Genomic DNA, 15,894 nt, shown 5'->3' on the forward strand with positions numbered 1-15,894 from the left:
TCGGCGACCCGCGTGGCCGATAGGTACGGGTAGCGGTTTCGGACACGAGAGGATGGGCCTCATTCGAAGCGGCAATGCTTCCGGTGGAAAAATGAGCACGGTGCGGATACGGCCGCGCCGGTCGCTTCTCGGGCGCACAGTTCTGAGCCTCGCCTCTGGCGCCATTCTGTGCCTGCTGATGGGCGCGGGCCTGTTTGCTTATATCCATCACCTCTATGCTTCCGCCGGTCCGCTTGCCAAGCCGAAGCTGGTCTCCGTCGAACGCGGCTCCGGCATCCGCAGCATCGCCGAGCAACTGGAGAGCCAGGGCGTCATCAGGGACGCGCAGCTGTTCATGGCGGCGGTCCTTGTCACCAACAATGCCGCGAAACTGAAGGCGGGGGATTATCGCTTCCCGGCTGCCGTCAGCATGCGCGAGGTGCTGGACGACCTCGTCACCGGCAAGGCGCTGGTCTACAAGCTCACGATTCCCGAAGGCTGGACCTCCCGCCAGGTCGTCGAGCGCGTGCGCGCCCATGAGGCGCTGGCCGGCGAGATCACCTCGGTCCCCGCCGAAGGCACGCTTCTTCCTGAGACCTATATTTTCGAGCGTGGCAAGGATCGCCAGGCGATCATCGATGAGATGGCCAACGCACAGAAGCGCCTGCTGGATGAGCTCTGGCCAACACGCGCCGATGGCCTGCCGATCAAGACGCGCGAGGAAGCGATCACCCTTGCATCCATCGTCGAGAAGGAGACCGGTGTTGCCTCCGAGCGCCGGCAGGTGGCCGCTGTCTTCATAAACCGGCTCGTCAAGGGGATGCGCCTCCAATCCGACCCCACCATCATTTATGGCCTTGTCGGTGGCGCGGGCAGCCTGGGGCGGCCGCTGACCCGCAAGGATATCGAGAGCAAGACCGACTACAACACCTATGTGATCAACGGCTTGCCGCCGACCCCGATCGCCAATCCGGGCCGTGCGGCGATTGAAGCTGTGCTCAATCCGGCGCAATCCTCTGATCTGTATTTCGTGGCCGACGGTACCGGCGGCCATGCCTTTGCGCCTAGCCTGAAAGCGCATCAGGAAAATGTCCGCAAATGGCGCCAAGTTGAGCGTGAGCGCCGCAAGCAGCAGGCGGTGGCTCTGGCCGCAGGGCAGCAAGCCGGCCCTGACGACGCCGACTCCGAGGAAGCGGATCCCGCAGATCAGCCAGCTGAGGAGAATGCCGCTGCCGGAGCGGCTCCGCAGCAGCCGGCCAGCACACCGGCCTCGGCGGCAGTGAAGGCTGCGGCCGCGGTTGCCGAGGAAACCGGCGCGGGCGAGCCGCCCGTGCCCACCGGCCGCCCTGCGGCTGGTCGTCCTGGGGCTCAGAACCCATCCGCGGATAAGACCGCCGATAAGCCTGCATCCGTGAAGGCGGCGAGGGCCGAGGATGCGGAGGCAAGCCCTGCGGCCAATGGGCCGGCGAGCCCCAATGAGCTGGGCCGCGTGCCGATCCCGGTTGCCAAACCGCGCATCCCGCGGCAGTAGTTCCCCATAAGAGTATTGGGCGCGGGGGCGCGATCACACATGCCTTTGACCAGCATGACCGGCTTTGCCCGGACGGACGGTGCTGACGGCGAGCTTGCCTGGCACTGGGAGATCCGTTCGGTCAACGGCAAGGGACTGGATATCCGCTTGCGGCTACCGCAGGGCTACGAGACGCTCGAGCCTCGTATCCGTGAGCAGCTCGCCGCCAAGCTGCGCCGCGGCAATTGTCAGATCAGCCTCACCGTCGAGGGCGGCGCGACCGCCCCGGAGGTGACGATCAACGAGCGCGCCCTTGAAGCAATTCTCGGTGCGATCGAGCGGCTCAACGGACGGGTGAGCCCGGAGCCGCCGCGCATCGAGGCACTGCTCGGCCTGCGCGGCGTTTTGGATGTGAAGGAGACCGGCAGAGATGGCCCGCCCGCGCCTGATGTGATCGAGCGCCTCATGGCAGGCTTCACCGCTTGTCTCGATGCTTTGGTGAGGGCGCGCACCGAGGAAGGCGCAAAGCTCGCCAACGTGCTTCATGAGCAGATCGATCAGATCGAGGCCTTGGCGATCGCGGCGCGCGATTGCCCGGCGCGCCAGCCCGACGCGATCAGGGCAAGGCTTGCCGAACAGGTGGCGCGTCTCACCGATCTCGGCAATCTCGACCCGCAGCGCCTCCACCAGGAGGCCGTGCTCTTGGCCGCCCGTGCCGATATTCGCGAGGAGCTCGACCGGCTCTTTGCCCATGTCGCCCAGGCGCGCCAGCTTCTCGCCGAGGGCAATGGCGTCGGCCGGCGCTTGGATTTTCTTGCGCAGGAGTTCAATAGAGAGGCCAATACCCTCTGTTCGAAGTCGAATGACAGCGAGCTCACATCTATTGGCCTGGAGCTCAAGGCGGTGATAGACCAGTTGCGCGAACAGGTGCAGAACATTGAGTAGACCCGCCGATACCGCAGAAACCACCAGGCCGCGCCGCGGGCTGATGCTGGTCTTGTCCTCACCCTCCGGCGCGGGCAAATCGACCCTCACGCGCCTCCTCACCGAGGAGGAGCATCGCGCCGGCCGTCCCTTCCACCTGTCGATCTCCGTCACGACCCGGGCCAAGCGGCCGAGCGAGGTTGACGGCGTGCATTATCACTTCATCAGCCGCGCCAGGTTCGAGAGCATGCGCGAGCATGGCGAGCTTCTGGAATGGGCAGAGGTGCACGGCAATCTCTATGGCACGCCGCGCGAGCCGGTGGAGCAGGCGCTCGAGCGCGGGCAGGATGTGCTCTTCGACATTGATTGGCAGGGCACGCTCCAGCTTTACGAGGCTGCGCGCCCTGACGTGGTGGCGGTCTTCGTGCTGCCGCCCTCGATTGCCGAGCTCAAGGCGCGTCTGGAGCGCCGGGCGGAGGATGCGACCGACGTCATTGCCCGCCGCCTCGCCAATACGCCCACCGAGCTCGAGCACTGGGTCGACTATGACTATGTCCTCATCAACCGCGATGTCGCCGAGGCCTTTTCGAACCTGAAGGCGATCCTGGCTGCCGAGCGCGTCCGCCGCACCCGCCAGCATGGACTGGCGGATTTCGTGAAAGACCTGCTGCGGGAACTCGAGGGCTAGTCTAGGGCCGCTCTTCCTCGAATGCCGGTCTGTTAAAGCTAGCCTGGGCGGTGTTAGTGAAAAACGACGAGATCGATGACACCAGCTCATCCGGGTGATCGTCGCTGATCGACAATGACGTCGAACAGAGGGCCAACGCAGTCAAGGCCGCCACGCACTCTCCGACTTGCGTTCGTAATGGTCAAAGGCCTTGCACAGGCCGCCCAGCACTTCGGCTGACGTTTCGAACATCGCCTTGAACTGCGGATCATCCACCTTGTCTATATCCTCGCGCAGGTGATTGATCGTCTCCTCCAGACGCTGCTTCATCTTGCGCGTGCGATGGGTAGGGTCGTTGTCGCCAGGAGCCATCATATCCTCCTATCGATCATGACTGATGCGCTACGGGGAAAACGACGGCTCCGTCCGGCAGTTCCGATCAGATTGGCTGTGCCCTGCTCCTCAGCGCTTCGGGCCGCGATAGGTGCGCGTGCCAGGCTTGCCGCCGCTCGACCGCCCCGATGAGCGCCGCCCGCCCGGACGCACATTGCTGGCAAGCTTCTCCGGCTTTTCCGGCAAGGCCTCGCCCGCCCGCGGCGTGGCGCGGTCGGAGCCAAGGCCGATCTCGTCGAGATTGGGCAGAACCTTGCCCGAGGGCAGGATCGGGCGCCCCTTCGCATCCCGCGGCAAATGGGCGGCCTCGTCCCCATATTCGCGCACCTCGCGATAGGGAAGGCTGCCTTGGCGTGCAGCCGGCCCCGAGGCAGACGGCCGGCGGGCTTTGCCCTTGCCGCTCTTGCCATCGCCGTGACGGCCGGCTCTGTCCTCGACATCGCTCTGGCGCACGCTCGGATCTTCCAGGACCGCAAGCTCGGTGGCGCGCAGCCGCTTGACCTCGTCGCGCAACCGGGCGGCCTCCTCGAATTCGAGATTGGCGGCAGCCTCGCGCATCCGCTTCTCGAGATCGGTGATGACCGCTTCGAGATTATGCCCGAAGGTTGCCGCCGTCTCGGCAAAGCCCGTGCCGACGGTCACGTGATCCTGCTCATAGACCGACGACAGAATATCGGAGATGCGCGCCCGCACCGATTCCGGCGTGATCCCATGCTCGGCATTATAGGCAAGCTGCTTTTCGCGCCGACGCGTGGTCTCGGCCAGCGCGCGCTCCATGGAGCCGGTGATTGTGTCCGCATAGAGGATCACCCGGCCGTCCACGTTTCGTGCCGCACGCCCGATGGTCTGGATGAGCGACGTTTCCGAGCGCAGGAACCCTTCCTTGTCCGCATCCAGAATGGCAACCAGCGCGCATTCCGGAATGTCGAGCCCTTCGCGCAACAAGTTGATGCCGACCAGCACGTCGAAGGCGCCGAGCCTGAGGTCCCGGATGATTTCGATACGCTCCAGCGTGTCGATATCCGAGTGCATATAGCGCACCCGGATGCCCTGCTCGTGCATATATTCGGTGAGATCCTCGGCCATGCGTTTGGTGAGCACGGTGACCAGCGCGCGATAGCCACGCGCCGCCACCTCCCGCACCTCCGCGATGAGATCATCGACCTGCGTGGCGACCGGGCGGATCTCGACCGGCGGATCGACGAGCCCTGTGGGGCGAATGACCTGCTCGGCAAAGACGCCGCCCGTGCGCTCCATTTCCCATGAGCCCGGGGTGGCCGAGACATAGATGGTCTGCGGCCGCATGGCATCCCATTCCTCGAAACGCAGCGGGCGGTTGTCGATCGCCGAGGGCAGACGGAAGCCGAACTCCGCCAGCGTCGCCTTGCGGTTGAAGTCGCCCCGAAACATGGCGCCGATCTGCGGCACCGTCACATGGCTCTCATCGATGAAGACGATGGCATTGTCGGGCAGATATTCGAAGAGGGTCGGCGGCGGCTCGCCGGGCTTGCGGCCGGTGAGATAGCGCGAATAATTCTCGATGCCGGCGCAGGAGCCTGTCGCCTCCATCATCTCCATGTCGAAGAGCGTACGCTGCTCGAGCCGCTGTGCTTCGAGAATGCGCCCCGCCCCATGGAACTCGTCGAGCCGCTTGCGCAGATCCTCCTTGATCAGGCGGATCGCCTGCTGCAGCGTGGGCTTGGGCGTCACGTAATGCGAATTGGCATAGACCTTGACCGTTTGCAGCTCCGCGGTCTTATGCCCCGTCAGCGGATCGAATTCGGTGATCTGCTCGATCTCGTCGCCGAACAGTGACAGGCGCCAGGCGCGATCCTCATAATGGGCGGGGAAGATCTCGATCGTGTCCCCCCGCACGCGGAAGGTGCCGCGCTGGAAACCAGCATCGCTGCGCTTGTATTGCAATGCCACGAGATCGGCGAGCAGGCGCCGCTGCTCGATGCGCTCGCCCTGCGACAGCGAGAAGGTCATGGCCGAATAGGTCTCGACCGAGCCGATACCGTAGATGCACGACACCGAGGCGACGATGATCACATCATCCCGCTCGAGCAGGGCACGGGTGGCCGCGTGGCGCATCCGGTCGATCTGCTCGTTGATCGAGCTTTCCTTCTCGATATAGGTATCCGTCCGCGGCACATAGGCTTCCGGCATGTAATAGTCGTAATATGAGACGAAATATTCGACCGCATTATCCGGAAAGAAGCTCTTGAACTCCCCATAGAGCTGAGCGGCAAGCGTCTTATTGGGCGCGAGCACCAGGGCAGGGCGTTGAGTGGCCTCGATGATCTTGGCCATGGTGAAGGTCTTGCCCGAGCCGGTGACGCCCAGCAGCACCTGGTCGCGCTCCTGCGTGCCGATGCCCTTGACCAGCTCGGCGATCGCCGTGGGCTGGTCACCGGCCGGCTGGTAGTCGGAGGCGAGCCTGAAGCGGATGCCGCCTTCGGACTTCTCCGGGCGTTCCGGCCGATGCGGCATGAACATCGCGAGATGTTCGGGCATCTGCGGCCGCATGGAGGCGAGCGCATCGAGCGAGGTGCCCGTGATCGGGCGGGCAGGGGCTTCGGAAAATCCGCGGGAACGTGGCATGAGCGGAATATAGGGTGAACAGCCGGTGCCGTGAAGCCGTCTATGTAGCGGTTGACGGAGCAACCCGGTTTGGACGCGGAAGGACGTTCCTCCGCGAGCGGACCGGTCGCCTCACTCTTCGGGCGGAACGCTCGCGCGCCCGCGCATGGCTTTGACTGTGCCACGCCGAGACTTGGCCGCGAGCCGTCTTTGCTTGGAGGCCAGAGTCGGCCGGGTGGGGCGGCGGATGATCGGCCGCACGGCCGCCTGCTGCAAGATCTCAACGAGGCGGGCAACCGCATCCTCGCGATTGCGCTCCTGGGTGCGGAACCGCGCTGCCGTGATGACGATGACTCCCTCCTTGGTGAGCTTGCGGCCGGCCAGCCGGGCGGCGCGCTCCTTGAGGGCCTCGGGCAGGTTCGCCGACCCGGCGAGGTCGAACCGGATCTGCACGGCCGTCGCGACCTTGTTCACATTCTGCCCGCCGGGGCCGGATGCACGGATGAAGCTTTCCTCGATTTCGCCCTCGTCGATGGCGATGGTGTCCGTGATGGGGATCATGGGGCTGGTGAACTCAATTTGCGCCGGCCCGTAACGGAATATCACATCTCCTTTGCGGGTTCGCCCTGGGAGGGCGCTAAAAAGCGCCGCCCGCGCGCAGATTGATGCCATATTCCAGGTAGGCTTTGAGGCAGCACATCATGTGCATCCAGCCGCCCGCATTGCCATGCGAGGCCTCGCGTTCATCAGGCGTATCGCGCCAGCCGCTTTCGCTGATCTGGACCAAGGTGTTGTCGCCATCCAGCGGCTGAAAGACCATCCGCACCTTGATCAGGTGATCACCGCTCGGGGCATCCCATTCGAACACGATGCGTTCCTGCCGCACGACCTCGCGCACGATCACGTCATGCTCGCCCGGCACTTCCGCAAAACGCCATTTGACGGTTGTGCCCTCGACGAGTGGTGCGCTTGCCGCCGCAACGAAATAGCGGCTGAGTTTTTCAGGTGCGACGACCGCACCGAAGACCTCAGCCACCGGCTTCCTGATCTTCAGCTGCACCTCATATGTGGGTTTCATGGGCCCTGACCTCCGGTTGCTGTGGTCTCCATAATGTTATAAAAACATAACATGTCAACCATCGCTGATGACGACAGGGTTTTCAAAGCGCTCGCCAATGCGCGAAGGCGGGCGCTACTCGATTGTCTGAGGGAGGGGCCGCGCACCACTGGCGCCCTATGCGAGCACTTTGCCGATATGGACCGCTGCACCGTGATGCAGCATCTGAAGGCCTTGGAGGACGCTGACCTTGTCATCGTGAAGCGGCAGGGCCGCGAGCGTTGGAACTATCTCAACGCGCTGCCGATCAAGCAGATCTATGACCGCTGGATCAGCCACTATGCCGGCCACAGCCTCAGTATTCTCGATCGGCTGAGATCGGATCTGGAGGGGGACGCCTGAATGACCTCCTTCGAGACCCCGGCCTTGCGCAGCACAGCCTCGTTACAATCGTGCAGCTGGATGAAGCCAAGCTGCTGCCCCTGCTCGAGGGGCCGGAAATCTCCCGCATCCTCTTTGCGTTGCGCCGCTTGCCTATTGCGCGACGAGGCATTCCTTGTTTGGGGAGTAGTTTTTGAGGCTGCAAGCCAAATTGAAATATTGCGGCTGCTGGTCCCAGAGCTCCTGTGGCAGGTTGGGATATTGGGCCAGCAATGCCTTGGCATCATCGAGCCGTCGCTCGACCGGCCGAATTTCGTAATTCCCGAGTGGAATATGCGCCACCACTGGCGGCGGGCGAAAATCGAAGGTCCCGATATATGCTGCCACACCGGGTTTGATAGTAAAGGCGAAGGACATCGGCTCTACGGGAACCATCAACTGTCCTGCTTTATCCACATAGGTCAGGAAGTAAGTCCCGGCTGGCAGGCTCTGGAGCACATACTCCACGTCACCCTGCTTATCTCTGCCGAACATCCAGTTCCCGCGAATCAGCTCAATGACCTTTCCACCTTGATCAGGGTGAATCAGCAGCCTCTTTTCCGTATCGACAGTCCAGAGTTCCAGCTTGTCGAATTTCGCAAGCTCGATGAGCGACTCGATCTGCAACCCGACGATCAGTACGCCATTTCCACCATCCTGGGCGATGGTGAGAGTACGGTCGGCGCTTTTATACAGCCGTGTCTTCTCAGTGGTCTTGCACGCGGTGATCAACAGGCATGCGAGCACGACTGTGCAAAGGCGCAACAGACGCATTATGATTCCCCCGAATCTCAGCCGCGGCCACTGTAAGCAATTGCTCGAATGGCTCAAGCGGCTGCTTGTGCGCCCAGCGAGCCTGTTGCTCGGCGAATGACGTCGGTAAGGTCCTAAGAGGTTTGGATGCGCGCGATCGTTTGGGGGGCAGTGGGATTGGTGGTGGGCTACGCTCTTGGTGGGCTGTTAGCCTATACGCTCGTACATTTGCTGTCCCGGAATGTGCACGACAAGGATCTGGAAGCGCTCTCGACGGCGTTCTTCTTTGCCGGCCCGCTGCTTGGGCTGCTCGGCGGGGTTGCGGGCTTGCTCCTTGGTTTGCGCAAACCTGGGTGACGGCGCCGGCGCTGCTTATCGGATGTGAATCGCCCGACTGGGTTGGAGGGGTAGATGCGCGAGAGCCTGACCGTTGCGAGCGTCCTTGCTAGGCTTCTTCTGTGTCTCGGACTGCTCCTCTCACTTGCCCCAAGATTGAGCACGCCAGCGAATGCTGATTTCCAGGCGGGCATTCGCGACGCGCGTGACGAATGCCTCCGCCGCCGCGGGCAATTCTGGACCACCGATTTGGGTTACGGCTGCAACAACACGGCCCATATGGGCGATTTTCACTGTGGTACCGGCACATGCTCTGATCGCGTGCAGACCGCGCCAATACCGCGACAGCCCGGAAATTTCGCAGCACCTTTCTCTGACCAGCCGCGCCAGTACTTTGGCCACTGATCCAATCGCAAGCCGCGGTCTCGCCGAGCAGACCGTGTGTTGATTGTAAACGCGACCTTTGCGGGTATTTATTGACGAAACCGTCCTATAGTTGTAAACAGATATCCGCTTCCATTTGGAAGTGATTCAAGCGAGGGCCACCCGGCTTTTCGGTTCCCGCTCTATTTTCCGTTGCCTCGCCGCCGGTCATGGTCGCTGTGTTCGTCGGCTGGACAACTGCCAATCAAAGGCTGTCATTTTCATCACAATGCCCAGTATTGCGGGCAAGCGCATGATCCAGTTGGATGATCCTCCCTGGATCATGCGCTCAATGCTCGGCGGGCTGAATCAGCTGGGCCACACCCTGGCTTGCGCCCTTGCATCGACGCAGCACCATGACACGGCCAGTATGGACGGCAGGCCGGCGCTGTCGAGTGTGTAATCTGGACCGTCGAGCCGGTGCGTAGAGGATTTTCGAGCGGAGTGGATACCGGTTCGCGTGAAGAAAATGCGACTAAGCAAGAACTTGAGATGCGGCCTCGCGATTCGAGGAAAAGCAAGGCGCTTTAAAGCGCGCGCCCAGCCTGCCTTCGCTACGCTTCCTCAGCGTGACCTATGGCCGGCGCAAGAAGGTGGCGGCGATGCTCAAGGCGATGATCACGGCAACTGAGAGGAAGAGCTCTGCTTTGCCGCAGGGATGCGCGCAAAATTTGGATCATGAGCCACAGCTGCGCCCGGCGATGCGTCAGCAAGAGCCGCCCCTGTGCTCCCAAGAACCATGATCGCGACACCGCCGAGGAGGGCCATGACGATCATTGTGAAGGCGATGCGGAACGTCAGCACCGAGCGCAAATAGGATCGGCGGGCGCTGGCCAGAACGTGAGCCGTCTCCAGAAAGATCTTTTCCGAAGTGGACGGGAATCCATGCCGCTTCCAGAGAGGGGATTGGCTGGTCATCATGTCTCCTGTCCGCGAAACTCATCAGGCGGATAGGAGAGTAGGTGATCAACCCGGCGCAAATTCCGCACCTTTGTGGATGATGCGCGGCCTCTTTGTGGCTCGTTTGCGGCAGATCTCAGCGCCAGTTATAGATCCAGGCCATCTGCCCGTATGATCGCTCCAGCGACATGAGCTTGAGCACCACGTTTCGGGCTAGCCGCAGCGGCCCTCGGGCATGATAGGCCCGTCCCACCCGGCGGCATTGCCGCTGCATCATCGCGGTGCGCGGCTGCCGCTCGGCCTCGAAAGCTCGGAAAGCGGCGGCGAGCTCATTCCCCTGGTCGAGTTTCCGACCCAGCACCACCGCATCTTCGAGCGCCATGGCCGCACCCTGAGCAAGATAGGGCAGCACTGGATGCGCGGCATCACCGATCAGTGTCACGGGCCCGCGGCCCCATTGCTGTGCCGGCCGCCGGTCGACCGCTGCCCATTTGAGCCATCTGTCGGTTGCATCGAGGACCGCTGCGAGCTCTGAGCAGACAAGTCCGAATGCGGTCTGCAGCGCCCGCTTGGATCCGTGCGATCCCCAGCCCGGCTCATGCCAATGACTATCGAACGCGGCGACGATATTGACCTTGGCGCCGCCACTCACGGGATAATGCACCACGTGCCCGCCGGGACAGAGCCATAGGCTGACGAGATCATCCGCCGCGGGCGCTGGCGCCTTGTTGCGGGCAATGAGCGCCCGGTAGAGGGTCTGGTTCGCATAGGCCGGGGGACCATCGCCCGCAAGCGCTGCGCGCACCGCGGAGTGCACCCCATCGGCGCCGATCAGGGCTGGCGCGGAAAGCGCTGACCCGTCCGCAAGCGCGAGCCTGATACCGCTCTCATCTTGCGTGACGCCGGTGATCGTGCGACCTGGCTGCAAGGTGATCAGGACCTCATTGCGAGCAGCCTGCAGCAAGGCGGCGAGCAAATCGGCGCGATGCGCCACCCGATAGGGAGCACCGAAGCGCTCAGTGATGGTCTCACCGAGCGGCACCTTCGTGAGGAGCCGGCCGGAGAGTCCGTCGCGAATTTCGATTGCTCGGGGAGCCACGAGCTTCGGTGCCATCAGATCGGCAAGCCCGAGCGCGTCCACGGCCCGCATCGCATTGGGACCGAGTTGCAGGCCCGCGCCCACCTCCTCGAAGCTGGCGGCCTGCTCCAGCACGCGCGAGGCATATCCGGCCCGCGCCAAGCTGATGGCGGCGGCAAGGCCGGCAATTCCCCCACCGCCAATGATGATAGGCTCGGACCGTCTCATGCTGCATGGATTGACCGGCCCGAACCGGAAGTCAATCGCCTTGCTTGGCCTCCTTCAACGCCTCTGCATAGCGCCGCGATACCTCGTCCCAGTTCACCACGCCCCACCAGGCCTTGAGGTAATCCGGGCGTCGGTTCTGGTATTTGAGGTAATAGGCGTGCTCCCAGACGTCATTGCCGAGAATGGGGATGCCGGGTTCATCAGCCACATCCATCAGAGGGTTGTCTTGGTTGGGCGTGGACGTCACCGCGAGCTGTCCGTCGTCATCCACCATCAGCCAGACCCAGCCCGAGCCGAATCGGGTCTTGCCCGCATCCTCGAAAGCCGCCTTCATCTCGTCGAGAGAGCCGAACTCCTCGTTGATTGCCTCAGCAAGCTCGCCCGAGGGACTGCCCGATTGGTCGGGCTTTGTCATGATCTTCCAGAAGAACGTGTGGTTCCAATGCCCGCCCGCATTGTTGCGGACCACGTCCGGGAGCTTTCCCGCATCCTCCAGGAGGTCTTCCAATGACTTCCCCTTAAGCTCCGGATTTTCACCGATCGCCTTGTTCAGGGCATCCACATAGGCCTGATGATGCTTGTCATGGTGCAGCACCATGGTCTCGCGGTCGATAACCGGTTCGAGCGCATCCGCGGCATAGGGGAGGGGCTCGAGTGTGAAGGCTTGCTGCTGCTGGCTCTCGCCTTGCTGCTGGGCAGGTGGCGTCTGCTGCGCCGAAACCATTGCCGGCGCAGTAAGCGCAAGCGTGGCCGCGGATGCGAGGAGGAACAATCGCATGGGCACTCTCCTAGGTCGTGCATTCTTTCCTATTCTATCGGCGGGAACGTTCCGAGACGCAAATTGTTCAGCACGATCTGTGCGCTGCATTTTGTGGCTTGCCTTCCATCTCGATGAGGCGGACGATTATGCCAAGGTTGCGTGAACCGAAGGGCTGCCGCCCGAAGGTACGGGCGTCGGCGGAGAAGGCTGCGCATCGATACCGGCTGAGAGACCGGCGGCTATCCATGCGAAGCCAGGATAGGGAGCGCGATCGCGCTGGGCGGTTCCCTAGTCCCGAGGCGCTATGCGTGCTCCCTGCAATGGGAGACGAACCATGGAGAAGGCTGGCGACAGACCCGGTTTGGGCCCACGCTGCATCGCGCTCGTGGGCCCCTATCAATCAGGAAAGACCACCTTGCTTGAAGCGCTGCTCTGCCGCTGCGGCGTCGTTCCACGCCAGGGCAGCATCGCCCAGGCAAACACCATCGGCGATGCTTCGGCCGAGGCCCGCTCACACGCGATGAGCGTCGAGATGAATGTCGCCACGGCGGAATTTCTCGGCCAGCGTTTCACATTTCTAGACAGTCCCGGCTCCATTGAATTCGTGCAGGACCAGCGCGCTGTGCTGTCAGCCTGCGATGTCGCCGTCGTGGTCTGCGAGGCCGACCCCAAGAAGGTGCCAGCCCTCCAGGTGATCCTGCAAAAGCTCGATGAGTTCCAGGTCCCGCGGCTTCTCTTCATCAACAAGGTCGATCGCACCGATGCCCGCATCCGCGATGTGCTTGAGATGCTTCAGCCCGCGAGCAGCAGGCCTTTGGTGCTGCGCCAGATCCCGATCTGGCAGGACGGTATTGCCATAGGTTTTGTCGATCTCGCTCTCGAGCGGGCTTTTCTCTACCGCGAGCATGCGACCAGCGAAGTGATCGACATGCCTGGTGATCTCGCCGACCGCAAGGCCGAGGCGAGATTCCACATGCTTGAGCAGCTTGCCGACTATGACGATGCGCTGATGGAGCAATTGCTCGAGGATCTCGAGCCGCCGCGCGACCGCGTCTTCGATGACCTGCGCCATGACCTGTGCGAGGGGCTGATCACGCCGGTTCTGCTCGGCTCGGCTGAGCGGGGCAATGGCGTGTTCCGGCTGCTGAAATCGCTAAGGCATGACGCGCCGGGCGTGGAGGAAACCGCCAAACGGCTTGGCGCAAAGCCGGTGCCGGGCAGCGGCTGCCTCGCGCAGGCCATCAAGACCCTGCACACCGCCCATGGCGGCAGGCTGTCGCTGGTTCGCCTTCTCTCGGGGAGCTTGGGCGATGGCGATACGGTCACTGGGCGTGCCGGGCAGAGCGAACGTATTGCCGGCATGTTCACGCTTATGGGGTCCGACCAGCGAAAGCTCACCAGGGCCGAGGCCGGTGATACGGTGGCCCTTGGCCGGCTCGAGACCATAGCCTCGGGCGAAACCATCGCCGAGGGCAAGACGGCGCCGCAGCAGTTGCTGGACCGCCCGCACATGGCGCCGGTCTATGGGCTTGCGGTCTCGGTGAGTGATCGCAAGGATGAGGTGAAGCTGACAGCGGCGCTGCAGAAGCTCATCGCCGAGGACCCCTCACTCAGGCTCGATCATGACGCAGGCACCCGCGAAATGGTTCTGTGGGGACAGGGTGAGGTGCATCTGAAAGTCGCTCTGGAGAGGCTGGCCAGCAAGTTCGGTGTCTCCGCCAAGACGGAGCCGCGCCGCATCGCCTATCGCGAGACGATCCGCAAATCGGCGAGCGCGCGCGGACGCCACAAGAAGCAGTCCGGTGGTCATGGCCAGTTTGGGGACGTCGTTCTGCAGGTCTCGCCGCGGCCACGCGGTTCAGGCTTCGTTTTCACCGACACGATCAGCGGCGGCGTGGTGCCGAAACAATATATTCCGGCGGTTGAAGCGGGCGTGCGTGAATATCTCGGGCGCGGCCCCTTGGGCTTTCCGGTGGTGGACATCGCCGTGAACCTTGCTGACGGCTCCTATCACTCGGTCGACTCGTCCGAGATGGCCTTCAAGGCTGCTGCGCGGTTGGGCATGAGTCTTGCGATGGAGCAATGCGATTCGGTTCTGCTCGAGCCTATCGTCTATATCGAGTTGCATGTGCCGTCCGAACATACGGCACGCATCAACCAGATCGTGAGCAGCCGTCGTGGCCAGTTGCTTGGCTTTGATGCGCGCGAGAACTGGCCGGGCTGGGACACGGTGCGCGCCCATATGCCGGAAGCCGAGCTGCAGAACCTGATCATCGAGCTGCGATCGGCCACCTCCGGCGTGGGTACCTTTTCCTATCGGTTCGACCACATGGCTGAGCTGACCGGACGTGCAGCTGAACAGGCTCGGGCGACTGCAAGGGCTGAGGCGGCTTGAGCAATGCAGATTTCGCGGTCCGCCACTCTCTCCGTTTCGTGTGCGCTGCATAAACACTGGGCAGCGTGCCTGAGGTTACGAGGAGGCGGCCGAGATCTGCACTGGCAAGCGCAGTTTGGCGCGAGCAGCCCTAAGGACGAGATGGGCCTGAAAAGAAAAGAGCCGGATCTACGAGAGATCCGGCCTAAGTCCTTATTGCCCTAGCCAGGGCAAGCTGGATCAACCTGGGGTGAGGGGAACGGTTGACCAGCGGAGCGGAAAGTAAGGGGAGGGAGTAATTTCCGCTTCACGCGCTCTCATCGATCGCGTGATCACAATTTGCGCAATTCCTGCCCGATTAACAAGCAGAGGTTGGACATGGGAGCTATGCGATTAGCGCAAGCCTACGAACCCGCTAATTGACGTTGACGTAAAGGCTCTGGCACGCTGTTGCTGCACTGCACAGTGAAACCGGAAACCATTGCAGCAGAATGGTTTTTGCGGTTTGTGCGGCGAGATATGGTTGCGGATAGCCTAACACTATTCGCCGCTCGAGCAACCTTGTGCGCATAGTCCATAGCAGTGGTTGTGATTTGGCTAAGAAAAGGCTCAGAATTGCCACTCTTTGGCCTTTGCCACCATGAAGTCTCTGAACACGGCGACACGCTTTGAAGTCTTCAGCTCTTCCGGATAGACCAGATAGGTGTCGAACTCGGGCACTTCAGCTTCTGGAAGCACCTGGATCAAGCTGCTGTTGCGGCCCACCACATAATCCGGCAGCGAGGCGATGCCCACCCCGGCCTCTACGGCACGCCGCAGGCCGTAGACATTGTTGATTCGGAGCTTGGATGCGCGCGGACTTCCAGGCGGGCGCCCCGCGTGCTCAAGCCAATTCACATTGGCCAGATAGGTCGGAGCATGCCCGAAGGCGAGGATGACGTGATCGTCGAGCTCGCTCACTGTTCGCGGTGCACCATGGCGCCGCACATATTCCGGCGACGCATAGAGATGATAGTGCACCGTGAATAGCTTACGCTGAATGAGGTCGGGTTGGACGGGGCGCCGCATGCGGACCGCAATATCCGCCTCGCGCATGCCAAGGTCCAATTCCCGATCATCCAGCATCAATTCAACGCTGATCTCTGGATAAAGCTCCATGAACTCGCCGATCCTGGGCGTGAGCCACACAGAGCCGAGCCCAACGGTCGTGGTGAGCCGCAAATGTCCCGAGGGCTTGTCCTTGGAATCCATGAGGCGCGTCTGCGCCGTCGCGAGCTTGGTGAACACCTCATGGGCGGTTCTATAGAGCAGCTCTCCCTGCTCCGTGAGGATAAGCCCGCGCGCATGTCGGTGAAACAGCGGCACCCTGAGATCGGCCTCCAAGGCGCTGATCTGGCGACTGACCGCCGATTGGGAAAGGCCGAGATCCCGGCCGGCATGGGTGAAGCTCCCCGCATCCGCAACCGCATGAAAGATGCGCAGCTTGTCCCAATCCATCGGTCTCGGCGA

At 62.5% G+C, this 15,894-nt stretch carries 15 protein-coding genes; 6 read left to right on the top strand and 9 right to left on the bottom strand.

Going from position 1 to position 15,894, the window contains the following annotated elements; all coding sequences use genetic code 11:
• Positions 1-91: 91 nt before the first annotated feature.
• Genes mltG through gmk form a run of 3 tightly spaced genes read left to right on the top strand, consistent with a single transcriptional unit; the run spans position 92 to position 3,101 of the window.
• Positions 92-1,510 (top strand): endolytic transglycosylase MltG, encoded by a 1,419-nt coding sequence (mltG, locus tag RCF49_RS20755; protein WP_342641687.1) that lies wholly within the window; start codon positions 92-94, stop codon positions 1,508-1,510.
• A 39-nt stretch (positions 1,511-1,549) separates the two neighbouring features.
• The gene (locus RCF49_RS20760) at positions 1,550-2,434 is read left to right on the top strand and encodes a YicC/YloC family endoribonuclease (RefSeq protein WP_342641688.1); all 885 of its coding nucleotides are present in this window, start codon (positions 1,550-1,552) and stop codon (positions 2,432-2,434) included.
• A gap of 43 nt (positions 2,435-2,477) precedes the next feature.
• Positions 2,478-3,101 (top strand): guanylate kinase, encoded by a 624-nt coding sequence (gmk, locus tag RCF49_RS20765; RefSeq protein WP_342644253.1) that lies wholly within the window; start codon positions 2,478-2,480, stop codon positions 3,099-3,101.
• A gap of 141 nt (positions 3,102-3,242) precedes the next feature.
• Here the strand turns inward: gmk and RCF49_RS20770 are convergent, their stop codons facing one another.
• The 4 genes from RCF49_RS20770 to RCF49_RS20785 all read right to left on the bottom strand — a co-directional run bounded on the left by RCF49_RS20770 (position 3,243) and on the right by RCF49_RS20785 (position 7,134).
• Positions 3,243-3,455 (bottom strand): hypothetical protein, encoded by a 213-nt coding sequence (locus tag RCF49_RS20770; protein ID WP_342641689.1) that lies wholly within the window; start codon positions 3,453-3,455, stop codon positions 3,243-3,245.
• 87 nt (positions 3,456-3,542) lie between these two features.
• Complete coding sequence (uvrB, locus tag RCF49_RS20775) at positions 3,543-6,077, bottom strand: excinuclease ABC subunit UvrB (RefSeq protein ID WP_342641690.1); 2,535 nt, start codon at positions 6,075-6,077, stop codon at positions 3,543-3,545.
• Between the two features lie 111 nt (positions 6,078-6,188).
• Positions 6,189-6,617, bottom strand: coding sequence for an alternative ribosome rescue aminoacyl-tRNA hydrolase ArfB (arfB, locus tag RCF49_RS20780; protein WP_342641691.1), 429 nt, complete (start codon positions 6,615-6,617; stop codon positions 6,189-6,191).
• Between the two features lie 76 nt (positions 6,618-6,693).
• Positions 6,694-7,134 (bottom strand): SRPBCC domain-containing protein, encoded by a 441-nt coding sequence (locus RCF49_RS20785; protein ID WP_342641692.1) that lies wholly within the window; start codon positions 7,132-7,134, stop codon positions 6,694-6,696.
• 51 nt (positions 7,135-7,185) lie between these two features.
• Here RCF49_RS20785 and RCF49_RS20790 point away from each other — a divergent pair, with 51 nt between their 5' ends.
• Positions 7,186-7,515, top strand: coding sequence for an ArsR/SmtB family transcription factor (locus tag RCF49_RS20790; RefSeq protein ID WP_342641693.1), 330 nt, complete (start codon positions 7,186-7,188; stop codon positions 7,513-7,515).
• 132 nt (positions 7,516-7,647) lie between these two features.
• Here the strand turns inward: RCF49_RS20790 and RCF49_RS20795 are convergent, their stop codons facing one another.
• Entirely contained in the window at positions 7,648-8,307 is a 660-nt protein-coding gene (locus RCF49_RS20795; RefSeq protein ID WP_342641694.1) for a hypothetical protein, read from the bottom strand.
• Between the two features lie 126 nt (positions 8,308-8,433).
• On the opposite strand from RCF49_RS20795, the gene RCF49_RS20800 reads away from it, so the two are divergent.
• Positions 8,434-8,643 carry a hypothetical protein gene (locus tag RCF49_RS20800; protein ID WP_342641695.1) on the top strand — a complete coding sequence of 70 codons (210 nt, stop codon included), beginning with the start codon at positions 8,434-8,436 and terminating at the stop codon, positions 8,641-8,643.
• Positions 8,644-9,663: 1,020 nt separating this feature from the next.
• On the opposite strand, the gene RCF49_RS20805 is transcribed toward RCF49_RS20800, so the two are convergent.
• The 3 genes from RCF49_RS20805 to RCF49_RS20815 all read right to left on the bottom strand — a co-directional run bounded on the left by RCF49_RS20805 (position 9,664) and on the right by RCF49_RS20815 (position 12,029).
• Positions 9,664-9,966, bottom strand: a complete 303-nt coding sequence (locus tag RCF49_RS20805; protein WP_342641696.1) for a hypothetical protein — start codon at positions 9,964-9,966, stop codon at positions 9,664-9,666.
• 115 nt (positions 9,967-10,081) lie between these two features.
• On the bottom strand, positions 10,082-11,251 hold the full coding sequence (locus tag RCF49_RS20810) for an FAD-dependent monooxygenase (protein ID WP_342641697.1): 1,170 nt from the start codon (positions 11,249-11,251) through the stop codon (positions 10,082-10,084).
• A 31-nt stretch (positions 11,252-11,282) separates the two neighbouring features.
• On the bottom strand, positions 11,283-12,029 hold the full coding sequence (locus RCF49_RS20815) for a superoxide dismutase (protein ID WP_432807345.1): 747 nt from the start codon (positions 12,027-12,029) through the stop codon (positions 11,283-11,285).
• Positions 12,030-12,345: 316 nt separating this feature from the next.
• Here RCF49_RS20815 and RCF49_RS20820 point away from each other — a divergent pair, with 316 nt between their 5' ends.
• Entirely contained in the window at positions 12,346-14,406 is a 2,061-nt protein-coding gene (locus RCF49_RS20820) for an elongation factor G (RefSeq protein WP_342641698.1), read from the top strand.
• Between the two features lie 588 nt (positions 14,407-14,994).
• Here the strand turns inward: RCF49_RS20820 and RCF49_RS20825 are convergent.
• Positions 14,995-15,882: a LysR family transcriptional regulator gene (locus RCF49_RS20825; protein ID WP_342644255.1), complete on the bottom strand. Its 888-nt coding sequence runs from the start codon at positions 15,880-15,882 to the stop codon at positions 14,995-14,997.
• Positions 15,883-15,894: the final 12 nt, after the last annotated feature.

The sequence above is a fragment of the Rhodoligotrophos sp. CJ14 genome, from assembly GCF_038811545.1.
Classification (GTDB): Bacteria; Pseudomonadota; Alphaproteobacteria; order Rhizobiales; family Im1; genus Rhodoligotrophos; species Rhodoligotrophos ferricapiens.

Coding starts and splice junctions, on each gene's coding strand:
- RCF49_RS20800 (WP_342641695.1), top strand. CDS start 8,434: ATGCGCGCGATCGTTTGGGGGGCAGTGGGATTGGTGGTGGGCTACGCT.
- RCF49_RS20820 (WP_342641698.1), top strand. CDS start 12,346: ATGGAGAAGGCTGGCGACAGACCCGGTTTGGGCCCACGCTGCATCGCG.
- uvrB (WP_342641690.1), bottom strand. CDS start 6,077: ATGCCACGTTCCCGCGGATTTTCCGAAGCCCCTGCCCGCCCGATCACG.
- RCF49_RS20760 (WP_342641688.1), top strand. CDS start 1,550: ATGCCTTTGACCAGCATGACCGGCTTTGCCCGGACGGACGGTGCTGAC.
- RCF49_RS20805 (WP_342641696.1), bottom strand. CDS start 9,966: ATGATGACCAGCCAATCCCCTCTCTGGAAGCGGCATGGATTCCCGTCC.
- RCF49_RS20825 (WP_342644255.1), bottom strand. CDS start 15,882: ATGGATTGGGACAAGCTGCGCATCTTTCATGCGGTTGCGGATGCGGGG.
- gmk (WP_342644253.1), top strand. CDS start 2,478: ATGCTGGTCTTGTCCTCACCCTCCGGCGCGGGCAAATCGACCCTCACG.
- mltG (WP_342641687.1), top strand. CDS start 92: ATGAGCACGGTGCGGATACGGCCGCGCCGGTCGCTTCTCGGGCGCACA.
- RCF49_RS20770 (WP_342641689.1), bottom strand. CDS start 3,455: ATGATGGCTCCTGGCGACAACGACCCTACCCATCGCACGCGCAAGATG.
- RCF49_RS20790 (WP_342641693.1), top strand. CDS start 7,186: ATGTCAACCATCGCTGATGACGACAGGGTTTTCAAAGCGCTCGCCAAT.
- RCF49_RS20815 (WP_432807345.1), bottom strand. CDS start 12,029: ATGCGATTGTTCCTCCTCGCATCCGCGGCCACGCTTGCGCTTACTGCG.
- arfB (WP_342641691.1), bottom strand. CDS start 6,617: ATGATCCCCATCACGGACACCATCGCCATCGACGAGGGCGAAATCGAG.
- RCF49_RS20785 (WP_342641692.1), bottom strand. CDS start 7,134: ATGAAACCCACATATGAGGTGCAGCTGAAGATCAGGAAGCCGGTGGCT.
- RCF49_RS20795 (WP_342641694.1), bottom strand. CDS start 8,307: ATGCGTCTGTTGCGCCTTTGCACAGTCGTGCTCGCATGCCTGTTGATC.
- RCF49_RS20810 (WP_342641697.1), bottom strand. CDS start 11,251: ATGAGACGGTCCGAGCCTATCATCATTGGCGGTGGGGGAATTGCCGGC.